Genomic DNA, 12,233 nt, shown 5'->3' with positions numbered 1-12,233 from the left:
GCGCGTCGCCACCGCGACGCCCGTCACGGTCCAGCTGGTCGGCCGTGCTCCGGATGCACAAGGCTTCGCGGTTCAGCCCCGTCGCTGGGTGATCGAGCGCACCTTCGGCTGGACCAGCCGCTGCCGGCGTCTCGCCCGTGGCCACGAAGCCACCGCGAGTTCGGCCGCCGCGTTCTTCACAATCGCCGCCGCGGCCGTGCTTCTGCGCCGCATCGCACGCACTTTATGAAGCGGGATTTGAGAGTGTTAAAAAAATCAAGAACATCAAGGGCCCCTGTTCCATTACTTCGCTGCTCTGACCCGCCCGATCCTGAACGGTAGCGGCATTTTGGAACAGGGAGACGGCAGCGCTTGTTCTCTTCATGCTTGCTTTGCTGGGCTTGGCACCATGCCCACCCGACGCACCCAGCGCCGTCCCCGCAGAAGGGGTCGGACGAGGCGACAGGCTCGGCGCAGGGGAAAGCGTTCCCCTTCTGGACCGATGCCGAGTGGAGTGACCGGGCTGAGGGGTTCTGCTACTTGTTGAATAACAATCTTGCTTCAGCGACTTCATCGCAACGAACAACAGAGCTGATCCTTGGAGACGCCGGTAGAGCCGAAGCCGAAACTGGACACTCCTGCGGTCCCCGCAGGCGGCGGAGACACGGGTCACATTATGCGTACCCGCGATTGGTCGGGTTCGCCCCTGGGTCCGCCCGATGCGTGGTCGCCGAGTTTACGGAACGTGGTTGCCCTGATGCTCCGCGCCGAGGCACAGATCGTGCTGTTCTGGGGCTCGGAATACGCCGCGCTCTACAACGACGCCTACGCGCCGACGATCGGAGACAAGCACCCGCGCGCGCTCGGCCAGCCGGCGCGCGAAAACTGGGCTGAACTCTGGGACGACCTGGAGCCGCTGTTGCGCGGGGTGCGTGACACCGGCGAGACCTTCTCGGCGAAGGATCGGCCCTTCTATATCGAGCGTCACGGCGGAAAAGGTGAGACGGTCTACTTCGACATCTCCTATTCGGCGGTGCCTGAGGCGGACGGGTCAGTCGGTGGCGTCCTCTGTATCGTCTCGGAAACGACCGGGCGCGTTCTGGCAGAGCGCGCGCTGCGCAAAAGCGAGGAGTTCAACCGACGCATCCTCCAGGCGTCCGCCGACTGCATCAAAGTGCTCGATCTCGGCGGTCGTCTCGAGTTCATGAGCGAAGGCGGCATGTGCGTCATGGAGGTGGACGACTTCAGCGCGGTCCGCGGCGCATGGTGGCCCGACTTTTGGCGGGGTGAGGAGCACGAGAAGGCGGTCGCGGCCCTCGCCGAAGCGGGGCGCGGAGGCACGGGCCGTTTCCAAGGTTTCGCCACGACCATAAAGGGATCGCCCCGTTGGTGGGACGTGATCGTCAGCGCGATCAATGGCCCGGACGGAAGGCCGGAGAAGCTCCTGTCAGTCTCCCGCGACGTTACTGCGACGAAGCTAGCCGAGGAAGCGCTGCGCACGAGCGAGGCGCGCCTGCGCGAGGTGAACGAGATGCTGGAGCGCCGCGTCGCCGAGGCGCTCGCCGAGCGCAAGCTGCTGGCCGACATCGTCGAAGGCACCGACGCCTTCGTGCAGGTGGCCGACCGGGAGTTCCGATGGCTCGCGATCAACAAGGCGGCAGCCGACGAGTTTGAGCGCATCTTCGGCGTGCGCCCGAAAGTCGGTGACTCGATGCTCGGCGTGCTTGCCGGAAAGTCCGAGCACCGGGCCGCCGTGAAAGCGGTGTGGGCCCGCGCGCTCGCCGGCGAGGCGTTCACCGAGGTAGGCGAGTTCGGCGATCGCAGCCTTGCGCGCCGCTTTTACGAGATGAAGTACGATGTACTGCGGGGCGCCGACAGCGAGCCGGTGGCGGCATATCAGTTCGCCTACGACGTGACCGCGCGCATCGAGGAGCAGCGGCGCCTAGCGGCGGCCGAGGCGGCGCGCCAGGAAGCGGACGCGCTCTACCGCGCCTACTTCGAGAACACGGCCGAGGCGCTGTTCGTGGTAAACGTGCTCGAAGACGGCGGCTTCACGGTCGAGGATCTCAATCCGGCGCACCAAGCGAGCATCGGGCTGTCGCTCGCCGACGTGCGTGGCAAGCGCCTCGACGAGATCTTGCCTCCAGTGCTCGCGGCGCAGGTCACCGGCCATTATCGCCGCGTGCTTCAATCGGGCGAGGTCTACCAGTACCGCGAGACGTTCGAGTTGCACGGCGGACCGACCTACTGGGACACGGTGCTGGTGCCGGTGCGCGACGCGGAGGGCCGCATCCATCGCCTGATCGGCGCCAGCCGCGACCTGACTGCCCAGCTTGCCGCCGAGGAACAGCTGCGCCAGTCGCAGAAGTTGGAGGCGATGGGCCAGCTCACGGGTGGCGTCGCTCACGACTTCAACAACCTGCTGACACCCATCATCGGCTCGCTCGATATGCTGATGCGCCGCGGCGTGGGCAGCGAGCGCGAGCGCCGGCTCATCGACGGCGCGCTTCAATCAGCCGAGCGAGCAAAGACGCTGGTCCAACGCCTGCTCGCTTTCGCGCGGCGCCAGCCGCTCCAGCCGACGCCGGTCGACCTGCGGGCAGTGGTTGAGGGCATGGCCGCGCTGATCAGCTCGACGCTCGGGCCTCAGATAGACGTGCGGGTCGAACTTGGACCCGACCTGCCGCCGGTAACCGCCGATCAGAACCAGCTCGAGATGGCGCTCCTCAACCTCGCCGTGAATGCACGCGATGCCATGCCAAACGGAGGCATGCTAACGATTGAGGCCAAGCGCGAAGGCGTGCGCGGCGAGCATCGGGCGAAGCTCCAGCGCGGGCGATATGTCGTGCTGTGCGTCACCGACACCGGCGTCGGCATGGACGAGACAACGGTCAAGCGAGCCGTGGAGCCGTTCTTCTCGACCAAGGGCGTCGGCAAGGGCACGGGTCTTGGTTTGTCGATGGTGCACGGCCTCACCGCCCAACTCGGCGGCGGGCTAACCATCGACAGCGCGCTTGGCCGCGGCACAACGATCGGGCTTTGGCTTCCGGTCAGCGCGGCGCCGTTGGAGGCAAGCGAAGCCGACGCGTCCTCACCCCAAATCCAGAAGGGTCGAGGTCTGGCGCTGCTTGTCGACGACGAGGACCTTGTGCGCATGAGTACGGCTGACATGCTGATAGACCTCGGCTTTGAAGTGATCGAGGCTGGCTCGGCCGAGGAGGCGTGTCGCCTCGTTGAGGGCGGTATAAGGCCAGCTCTGCTGGTCACCGATCATCTAATGCCGGGAATGAGCGGGGTAGACCTGGCCCGCAAGCTTCGAGCGTCGCAGGCGGACTTACCGGTGCTGATCGTGTCGGGCTATGCCGAGGCCGAGGGGGTTACCCCCGACCTCCCGCGCTTGACCAAGCCATTCCGTAACGCAGAGCTGGCTGAGCGCATTGCAAGCTTGATCCTGTAGATGCTGAGCGGCGCGTTGTGGAGGACGGCTGTGGTAAGGGGAGCGGCCGAGACTGCCGGCCTGGACGCAGAGGAAGGCGCTCCCCTTCAGGTGTTCTCCCCAGCGCCCGCGAAACAGCCAGACATATTTTGGCCGCAGCGGTGATCGTCTGTTCGGAAAAGCCGCTGACGTTGGTCTCCCCGAACCCGTCTGGCATTCCCCTACTCTATCATCAGCGCAAGAAGTCCGACATGCTCCCGCCTGTCGCCACGATCAGGGCGCCGCCCGCGATGACGTCGAGCCCGATGCCGACCGCGCCCATCACGCTCAGGCCGCCCGAGAGGATGCCGAGCTGGCCGTCCTCCAGGGCGTGGCCGGCGGGAAAGGAGGACGTGATGATGGAGGACATAGGATCTGCTCCTTGGCTTCGAGTGGCGTGCCCGGCTCGGGGCGTGAAGCCAGAATAGCGATCCCTCTCCATCGCTGAAGGCGATTACATCTATCGCCTCGATAGATGCTGCCTGCGCATATCCAGGAGGTCAGCCCGGGGCCACCTATCCAGGGGAATTGGTGAATTGCGTGTTGGACTGCTTGGCGCGCTTCTCGATCGCGTGAATGTTACACGTTCCGTCCCCAAACGCTGAAGAGGGGTGACCGGGAGCGCGCAAAAGAAGGCGCACGCCGGTTGGGTCACCCGCAGCGTGCCACCTCGATCGCGGCGACGTCGATCTTCCGCATCGTCATCATCGCCTCGAAAGCCCGCTTCGCTTCATCGCCGCCAGCCGCCATCGCCTCGGTCAGGACGCGCGGCGTGATCTGCCACGAGATGCCCCACCGGTCCTTGCACCACCCGCAGGCGCTTTCCTCCCCGCCGTTGCCAACGATGGCGTTCCAGTAGCGGTCGGTTTCCCCCTGATCCTCGGTAGATATCTGGAAGGAGAAGGCTTCGTTGTGCCTGAACGCAGGCCCCCCGTTCAAGCCGAGACACGGGATGCCGGCCACCGTGAACTCCACCGTCAGCACGTCGCCTGCCTTGCCCCAGGGGTAGTCGCTTGGGGCACGATGCACGGCCTTGACGTTGCTGCCGGGGAAGGTTTCCGCGTAGAAACGGGCAGCAGCCTCGGCGTCCTTGTCGTACCAGAGGCAGATCGTGTTCTTCGGCATGGTGTCTTTCTTCCACTCCTAAGAAGATCGTTCCACTCAGCTCGCCCTTCGCGCGGCCGCGCCAGGCTCATGCCGCGGGCCGCGACGTCTCAACGTGCCGCGCAAAACGGTCAAGGATCGCCTGCCAGCCGTCACGCTGCTGTTCTTCCGAATGAGTCGCTTCAGCGTCGAAGGTCACGCGCACCCTGACACCCGCCGGTGCCTGCGCGAACTCCACGCGGGCCATGCGGTCGCCGAAAGTGTACTCGATCAGTTCGTGCGGAACGATCTTCGTATAGGTCCCGGCGAAGTTGAAGCCCATGCTGGCATCCTTCGCCTCCATCCGCGACGAGAACGTGCCACCCTCGCGCAAATCGACCGACGCGTGCGTGGTGTGCCAGTCATCCGAGGCCGCGTTCCAGGCACAGATGTCCTCAGGCGTCGTGTAGGCACGCCATACTTCGGCGATCGGTGCGCCGACATTGGTCTCAACCGTGATTTGCATAAGGCTCCTCCGTGCTGCACGGTTGGCGGAACAGAAGCTCAATGTGGCGACGCAGGTGGCCGCTGCTGTCAAGGGCATTTGCGACTTCGCCCCTCGCCTTTTCAGGACGAACGCCCTCTCCAACGCGGCCTGGGTGTGCAGGGCGAGGCTTCGCGCAGACCGGTCTGCGCGGACCGGATGGGGCCACCGACGCCACCCGCCGCTCAGCCCCGCCACCCCTACAATCTTGCAGTAATCCGAGCCGAGCTGTGCTGGTCCCATTGTATGGGAACTGCGAACGGTGAGACCATCGCGGCCTCATCAGTGGAGCGAGGCCAAGGGCAGGCCCATAGCTTCGGCCACTGCCCGATGCGTGATCTTGCCCGCATGCACGTTGACGCCCGCCGCGATGTGCCGATTCTCAGCCGCCGCCTGCCTCCAACCTTTTGCGGCGATCTCGGCCACGAAGGGCAGGGTCGCGTTGTTCAGCGCCACAGCGGAAGTGCGCGCCACCGCTCCGGGCATGTTCGTCACGCAGTAGTGGACGACGCCGTCGACCACATAGGTCGGGTCAGCGTGCGTGGTCGGGCGGGACGTCTCGAAGCATCCTCCCTGGTCGATTGCGACGTCAACAAGCACGCTGCCTTGCCGCATCTTGGTGACGGTTGCATGCGAGACAAGCTTGGGGGCCGCGGCGCCCGGCACCAGCACTGCGCCGATCACGAGATCCGCCTGGAGTACTGCCCTTTCCACGGCGTCACTCGTGGCAAAAATCGTCTCAACGGTGCCTTTAAACTCGATGTCCAGTGCCTCCAGTGCGCGAAGGCTGCGATCAAGCACCGTGACCTGTGCACGCATACCTTGCGCGATCCGTGCTGCATTCGATCCGACGACGCCACCGCCGATGATGGTCACACGACCGGGCTGCACTCCGGGCACGCCCGAAAGCAACACGCCTGCGCCGCCCGCTTCCTTCTCGAGGCACCGCGCACCGACTTGGACCGCCATCCGGCCTGCGACTTCGCTCATTGGCGCCAGCAGTGGCAGCCCCCCCTGCGGATTCGTCACCGTTTCATAGGCGATCGCGGTCGCTCCGGACGACATGAGACCTGTGGTCTGTTCGCGATCAGGAGCGAGATGGAGATAAGTGAAGAGAACTTGCCCCTCACGAAGCCGCGCCCATTCTGCAGGCTGAGGTTCCTTCACCTTAACAATCATTTCTGCTTCGGCGAAGATGCGCGCAACATCGTCGATGACCTGCGCTCCCGCTTCCTCATACATGCGGTCAGTGAAGCCGATAGCGGCACCGGCGCCGGCTCCAACCATGACGGCATGCCCGCTTGTGGTCAATTCCCGAACAGAGGCGGGGACCAAGCCAACCCGGTACTCGTGGACCTTCACCTCTTTCGGGACACCGATGAGCACGATCTTCTTCTCCTGACGCTTTACAGCTTTGCTTCCGGAACGGGCTGCGCGGGCTTGGCCGCGTACTGCTTGTCGGTGACGTTCTCCAGCAAAGTCGTACCACTCCCACTAGGTGTCTCTGCAACCGCCAGATGAGTCATAGCACAGCCAGGGGAGGCGTCGTGTAAATGCTTCTCCTCCGGCTCGAACTAGGCCGTAGACTCATAAGCGCGAAGCCACAGGCGTATTGAGGCGAGCTGGACCATCGCGAGGAATTTGGCGGCGAGCTTATCGTAGCGGGTGGCGACGCGGCGGAAGTGCTTCGGCTTGGGGAAAAACCGCTCTATCAGGTTGCGCTCGCGGTAAAACATGGATTTTGGTCGTGAGCCCGCCGCGTGATCGACCGAGACAGTGATCTGCACCCCCCCCTTTGCCGTCGCAGCCTGCTGGTGCACTCGGATGGAAGTGCTGTCGATCATTTGAGTGTCGCCATCGTGCGCGGCGGTAATGGCGTCCATCAGCCGGTCCCGCACACCCGCCTGCCGCCATCGGTTGAAGCGGTTGTAGCAGGTGGTGCGCGGCCATAGCGCTCCGGCAGGTCCCGCCAAGGCGCACCAGAGCGCAGCACCCAGAAGATGCCGTTCAGCACGCGGCGATCGCTTACGCGCGTCGCGCCTCGGGGCTTGTTGGGCAGCAGCGGCTCGATCACGCGCCACTCGAAGTCGGCCAGGTCATATCGGCTCATGCCGGCGTGGAATCACATTCCGATGCAGTGTAAAAGCTGCTAACCGGCAAACGCTCCTGCAGAGGTCGTTCATTTGAGCCTTTTCATCATCTGAAGGATCGCGTCGGCCGCCTGTTCTGGTGTAGTTGCTCCAGTGTCGATACGTATGGCAGGCTGCGGCATTTCCTGCATGCAGGCGGCCATAGAATTTCGGAGGTCTCGAAGGATTTGCGGGGACCGAAGCTTGCCGAGCGCCATACGAGAAGGGTCAACGAGCCGGCGTTCCTGCTCGTCCGACGCCAGGTCTAACGCCACAAAGATCACCTCTCCGCCAAGCGCTTCAACCAAGTGAGACACACGAGCCGGGAAGTCGGCGGCCACTGTAGGTTCCGGAGCAAAGGTAAAGACTAGGGATTGCCCCACCTTGGCGGCTGCTGAAAATGTTTCAATCCAGAAGTGCTCTCGCAACCGGACGAACTCCTGGGAGCCGAACGGAAATACGGCTGCGACGGCGTCGACGATCAGATGATTATGAAACAGTGACAGGCCAGCACGCTGGGCGACCAGCCGCGCGATGGTCAGCTTACCCGACGCCACAGGACCATAGATGAAGAGCAAGCGCATGATACGGCAGCCTACCTCCTCAGCCGTAAGCATTCCGCCACCTCAGCGATACTTCATTTATGGGCTCAGGACCAAGGGCCCGTTAGCGCCTGAACCTGGGGCGCGTCGCGGCGTTGGGCTTGCTTTGCGGAGGCGAGCGGATGCTTTCCGACGAACGCTGGGCGGTTTTGGAACCGCTGATCGAAGCCTGCCGGCCGCACGCCAAGGTACCGCCAAGTTATCTGCGGCGATCCTCTGGCGGCACGAGAACGGGGCCAAGTGGCGCGCCATTCCCTCCGAGTTAGGTCCTGGATGGCCGCCCAGACCTTCATTTGGGGTCGCGCCTCGGGGTGTGAGAGCGGCTTCTACGGCTGGCACAAGCACACGGCGTGGCGCTCGGCATGGCGTTTCTCGATGGCACCGCCATCCGCGCTCACTAGAAGGCCGCGGGCGCGCCGAACAAAAAGCCGCGGAGGCGGCGGGGCCGAGTGGTACGGCGCAAGCCCTTGGGCGCTCGCGCGGTGGTTTCGGCACGAAGGCGTGCGTGATCGCCGATGGCGCGGGCCGGGCGGTGGCCTTTGCGCTCGCGCCCGGGCAGGCTCATGAGCTGCCTCACGCTGTGCCGCTGCTTGCGCGCCTGCCCGATGTGCCGCTCAGGGTGGTGGCCGACCGCGGATACAGCAGCCACGCTTTCCGCCAGCACATCTGGAACTCCGGTGCCCGGCCCGCCGTCCCGGCTAAGCGCAACGAGGCGCCCGTCGCCTGCCCCGACTGGGCCTACGCCAGCCGGCGCCTCGTGGAGAACCTCTGGGCCCGGCTCAAAGAATGGCGCGCGGTGGCGACCCGCTACGAGAAGACAGCTCTGACCCCGGAACTGGCGGTTCAAGACCTCGATGCAAGCCTGCGCTTCTGGTGTGACCTTCTCGGTTTCACGGTAGCCTATGATCGACCAGCCGCACGCTTCGCCTACCTCGCACAAGGCGGCGCACAGATCATGCTGTGCCAACGCAACGGCCGCTGGGACACCGGTGTACTAGAACGCCCCTACGGACGTGGAGTGAACTTCCAGATCATGGTTGACCGTTTGGCTCCGATCTTGACTGGACTCGATGCAGCCCGGTGGCCTCTCTTCGAGGAGCCGAGCGAGGTTTGGTATCGAACTGGACCGGTGGAATGCGGCCAGCGGGAATGCCTTGTCCAAGATCCTGATGGGTATCTCGTGCGCCTTGCCGAGAACCTTGGGCAGCGGCAACCGGAGTAACATCTCCTTTTCAGTCAAAGCGGCGCTTGACCTTAACGGCGGCCACAACCGCCAGTTAGGTCCATAACACCCTCTAGGTCCGGCCGCTTGCGTCAGGTGCGTCGGTCACCGGTGCAAACGGCACGGCCGGCGCGCAGCGATGCACCTTCCATCCGCCAGCAGCCGGCCCGATCTGGGTGGCCGGTGCTGGCGCTGTCGTCTTGAGGGAGTTCTTTCACGGCGCGCGTGACCATCTTCGCCAAGCCGCAGACCGGGTGGGCAATTCGGCCGGGACCCTCGTCTCGCGCACGCGGATGAACCGCTGCACCAGACTGGCTCAAGCGCGCACGGAACTTGGCTTCGGTGAGGGCTGGCGGTCGACCCCGGCAGCCTTCAGCCAAGCTTGCACGTTGCCGCTGCGTGCCACCCGGCTCCTCATGGCCGGCTCTTCACGTCACAGCGAAAGGTCACCACCGCTGCCGCGCAACATCTCCACCGCCCGATCCTTGTCGGACTTTGAGAGGGTGATCTCCAGCGTTGTCTTGCCTCCCTCTTCCGAAAGCGTGGCGCAGCGTTGGTCCAGCGGAAGGTCGCGCACCAACTTCTCAACGGCCAGCTTGGCCGTGACATGGTCTTGGAAACGCGCACTCACCATGGTCGGGTCGGCCACGTTCGACTTATCCGAAGCGTCCATCATCTCGGTCATATCGGCCGCACGTGTCCCGACGGCGGGGGTGGCCGCCACCGGATCGCTCGCGGGAAAGGTGTCGGGTACCGCGGTCTTGGCGCTGCGGTCGGCAGGCGAGCCAGGCGTTCTATCGTGGTGTCGCCGAGAGTTCGCAGGGTCTGCGGATTTGTCGGACATGCTTGCGCCCCTTTCATGTTGGCAACCAAGCTTGAAGCGTCCGGAGACTGTCATGGTTGTCCTGGCCACTCCGAGGGTGCCGGCCATTGTCCGAAAAAGAGCCTCGGGTCCGCCTTTGAAAGTCAGAGACAAAACCGTCTGACCTGACGCATGCAGATGACGGCGATGCCGAGTGTGGTCAGGGCGAGGTGCACGTCGGCGCGGCGCTCATGACGGACGGCCAGGCGACGGAACTGGGCGAGCCATGCGAGGGTCCGCTCGACCGTCCAGCGGTGACGGCCCAGCCACTCGCTGCTGCGATGCCACGCCTCGCGATGTGCGGGACGATGCCACGGACCCGGCACTCGCGGCGGCAGCGGCGGTGGTCATACCCCTTATCGGCGTAGAGCTTGCTCGGACGGCGGCGCGGGCGCCCGCGATGGGCGGCACAGCGTCCAAGGTGGGTGCCATCATGCGGCTGTCGTGCCGGTTGGCTCCGCTCAGCGTCAGGCCGAGCGGCGTGCCCTCGCCATCGACGACCAGGTGCCGCTTTGTGCCCGATTTGCCGCGGTCCGTCGGATTGGGGCCGGTCTCCGCGCCCCCCCTTTGGCGCACAGGGAGGCGCTGTCGAGCGAAGCCCGGCTCCAGTCCAGCCGGTCGGCGTGGCGCAATCGCCGCAACAGCGTCCGATGCAGGGCCCGCCAGACCCGGGCCGCGTGCCACTCGACCAGCCGGCGCCAGCAGGTCTTGCCGCTGCAGCCCATCTCGGCGGGCACGTCGCGCCACTGGATCCCGGTTCGCAGCACGAACAGGATGCCCGCCAGCGCCACCCGGTCCGGCACGCGCGGACGTCCGCCCTTCGACTTCGGTGGCGCGGACGGCAACAAGGGCGAGATCGCCGTCCAGAGATCGTCGGGAACAAGAGGCGCTGCCATTGCCCCTCAACACCCAGAACCCGGTTTTGTCCCCGGTTTTGAGTCGGACGCATAGCCTGAGTATTCGAGGTGGTTGCGGCATTCGCTTGGGCGGAAGCGATCAAGCCGTTCGCCGATGGTGGCCCGCAGTGGCCGTTTTTCGGCCTTAGCGCAGAAATGGCAGGGAAGAGATGGACTGGTTGCGTATCGCGTTGTAATACGATAGAATACAGGTGTCTTGGAAGACATTATTGGCTGGCATGGCACGCGACGCTATTACGGTGCGGATGGATGCAGAGAAGCGGGCAGCGCTCGACGCGCTGGCGCAGGTGACAGATCGCGACCGCAGCTACCTCATCAACGAGGCCGTGGACGCTTATCTGGCCGTCCATCGCTGGCAGATCGCCCATATCGAGGAGGGGCTGCGTCAGGCTGAGGCCGGCGAGTTCGCCACGGATGAGGACATCAATGCTGCTTATGCTCGCTGGCGGTGATTGTCCGATACGCACGCCAAGCTGCTGCTGATCTCAATGCGGCGCGGGATTACATCGCGCTCGACAATCCAAGAGCCGCTGCTGAGGTCGCCAAGCGACTCCGTGAAGCGATCGACGGCTTGCGCCAGTTTCCCGAGCGCGGCCGAACAGGTCGCGTCGCAAGCGCCCGCGAGCTGGTCATCCCTGGCACCCCATTCGTCGTGCCTTACCGAGTCATCGGCCGCGAAATCCAGGTGCTCGCCGTGCTGCATGGCGCACGCGCTTGGCCGCCTGGGGACGGCTCATAAATGCCCCAGGAAGGCCGGAAGAGGCATTGAGGCCAGGGCGCTCGCCGCCGGGCTGCCGTCTCCGCCGCCCTGATCCTGCGCGACCTGTTGCGCCCTGGCGGCGTGAAGATCCTCGAGGCCGGCACCTTCGCCCCTCCTCGGCGCCCTTCGCGCTCTACACGATCCTGACCGGCGCTGAATGGTCGGTGATCGGTGTGTGGCTCCTCGTGGACGCTGGCTACTGCTGATCGTGCTCGCGTCCATGGTGGCAGGACGGCCCTTCACGCTGCAATACGCCACCGAGCAGGTGCCGCCCGAGGTCCGCAGGCGGCCGGAGTTCATCCGCACGAACTCCGTGATTACAGGCGTTTGGGCGCTCGCCTTCGGCGTGACGGTGCTGGCCGAACTCGCCTTCCTCACCGTTCCTGCCATGCCGCAACGCGCCGGCATCGTGGCCATCATCCTCGCCCGTGTCGGCGCGGCAAAGTTCACCAGCTGGTATCCCGAAAGTGGTCAGGCACGTCCGCACGGCTGACCCGCCCTTCCGCCCGTCCTAGGACTGCTGGCACCGGGATGACCGCCGACGAGAGCATGTGCTAGCGGAGACCTGAAGACCGAGGTGTGAGAGGGGCCGGGCGGTCGCTGCAGTGGCGGTGCTGAGAGCGGTCGCGAAGGCCTGCACAGACATCGTGCGTCGCAAAG

12 protein-coding genes and 3 pseudogenes are annotated in these 12,233 nt (G+C 64.9%); 7 read left to right on the top strand and 8 right to left on the bottom strand.

Translation table 11 applies throughout. From position 1 onward, the window contains the following. Both JTJ31_RS22285 and JTJ31_RS22280 read left to right on the top strand, forming a co-directional pair. The coding region (locus JTJ31_RS22285) for a transposase (protein WP_207540950.1) at positions 1-229 on the top strand (229 nt) is incomplete at its 5' end. Between the two features lie 507 nt (positions 230-736). Beyond that, the gene (locus JTJ31_RS22280) at positions 737-3,436 is read left to right on the top strand and encodes a PAS domain-containing protein (protein WP_207540949.1); all 2,700 of its coding nucleotides are present in this window, start codon (positions 737-739) and stop codon (positions 3,434-3,436) included. Positions 3,437-3,647: 211 nt separating this feature from the next. On the opposite strand, the gene JTJ31_RS22275 is transcribed toward JTJ31_RS22280, so the two are convergent. The 6 genes and pseudogenes from JTJ31_RS22275 to JTJ31_RS22250 all read right to left on the bottom strand — a co-directional run bounded on the left by JTJ31_RS22275 (position 3,648) and on the right by JTJ31_RS22250 (position 7,794). Continuing rightward, positions 3,648-3,824 carry a hypothetical protein gene (locus JTJ31_RS22275; RefSeq protein ID WP_207540948.1) on the bottom strand — a complete coding sequence of 59 codons (177 nt, stop codon included), beginning with the start codon at positions 3,822-3,824 and terminating at the stop codon, positions 3,648-3,650. A 281-nt stretch (positions 3,825-4,105) separates the two neighbouring features. Next, positions 4,106-4,579 carry a VOC family protein gene (locus JTJ31_RS22270; RefSeq protein WP_207540947.1) on the bottom strand — a complete coding sequence of 158 codons (474 nt, stop codon included), beginning with the start codon at positions 4,577-4,579 and terminating at the stop codon, positions 4,106-4,108. A gap of 67 nt (positions 4,580-4,646) precedes the next feature. Further along, positions 4,647-5,063 carry an SRPBCC family protein gene (locus tag JTJ31_RS22265; RefSeq protein ID WP_207540946.1) on the bottom strand — a complete coding sequence of 139 codons (417 nt, stop codon included), beginning with the start codon at positions 5,061-5,063 and terminating at the stop codon, positions 4,647-4,649. Between the two features lie 300 nt (positions 5,064-5,363). Next, complete coding sequence (gene ald, locus JTJ31_RS22260) at positions 5,364-6,467, bottom strand: alanine dehydrogenase (RefSeq protein WP_207540945.1); 1,104 nt, start codon at positions 6,465-6,467, stop codon at positions 5,364-5,366. Positions 6,468-6,655: 188 nt separating this feature from the next. Further along, positions 6,656-7,191: pseudogene (locus JTJ31_RS22255) on the bottom strand (IS5 family transposase). A gap of 69 nt (positions 7,192-7,260) precedes the next feature. After that, positions 7,261-7,794: a shikimate kinase gene (locus JTJ31_RS22250; RefSeq protein ID WP_207540944.1), complete on the bottom strand. Its 534-nt coding sequence runs from the start codon at positions 7,792-7,794 to the stop codon at positions 7,261-7,263. Between the two features lie 140 nt (positions 7,795-7,934). On the opposite strand from JTJ31_RS22250, the pseudogene JTJ31_RS24835 reads away from it, so the two are divergent. Next, a pseudogene (locus JTJ31_RS24835) lies at positions 7,935-8,641 on the top strand (IS5 family transposase); the annotation flags it as partial. Beyond that, positions 8,636-9,034 (top strand): bleomycin resistance protein, encoded by a 399-nt coding sequence (locus JTJ31_RS24830; protein WP_236020547.1) that lies wholly within the window; start codon positions 8,636-8,638, stop codon positions 9,032-9,034. The pseudogene JTJ31_RS24835 and the gene JTJ31_RS24830, both read left to right, overlap by 6 nt. 433 nt (positions 9,035-9,467) lie before the next feature. On the opposite strand, the gene JTJ31_RS22240 is transcribed toward JTJ31_RS24830, so the two are convergent. After that, entirely contained in the window at positions 9,468-9,878 is a 411-nt protein-coding gene (locus JTJ31_RS22240) for a hypothetical protein (RefSeq protein ID WP_207540943.1), read from the bottom strand. A 122-nt stretch (positions 9,879-10,000) separates the two neighbouring features. Continuing rightward, positions 10,001-10,792 (bottom strand): annotated as a pseudogene (locus JTJ31_RS22235) (IS5 family transposase). A gap of 239 nt (positions 10,793-11,031) precedes the next feature. Between JTJ31_RS22235 and JTJ31_RS22230 the strand changes: the two are divergent. The 3 genes from JTJ31_RS22230 (at position 11,032) to JTJ31_RS22220 (ending at position 12,066) form a co-directional block, all read left to right on the top strand. After that, positions 11,032-11,265 carry a CopG family ribbon-helix-helix protein gene (locus JTJ31_RS22230; protein ID WP_207540942.1) on the top strand — a complete coding sequence of 78 codons (234 nt, stop codon included), beginning with the start codon at positions 11,032-11,034 and terminating at the stop codon, positions 11,263-11,265. Next, positions 11,262-11,552 (top strand): type II toxin-antitoxin system RelE/ParE family toxin, encoded by a 291-nt coding sequence (locus JTJ31_RS25455; protein WP_207540941.1) that lies wholly within the window; start codon positions 11,262-11,264, stop codon positions 11,550-11,552. The genes JTJ31_RS22230 and JTJ31_RS25455 overlap by 4 nt, the downstream gene beginning before the upstream one ends. Positions 11,553-11,748: 196 nt before the next feature. Next, positions 11,749-12,066, top strand: a complete 318-nt coding sequence (locus JTJ31_RS22220) for a hypothetical protein (protein ID WP_207540940.1) — start codon at positions 11,749-11,751, stop codon at positions 12,064-12,066. Positions 12,067-12,233: the final 167 nt, after the last annotated feature.

This window comes from Sabulicella rubraurantiaca (assembly GCF_017355885.1).
In the GTDB taxonomy this organism is placed as follows: domain Bacteria; phylum Pseudomonadota; class Alphaproteobacteria; order Acetobacterales; family Acetobacteraceae; genus Roseococcus; species Roseococcus rubraurantiacus.
This window is presented reverse-complemented; position numbering and strand designations above follow the sequence as displayed.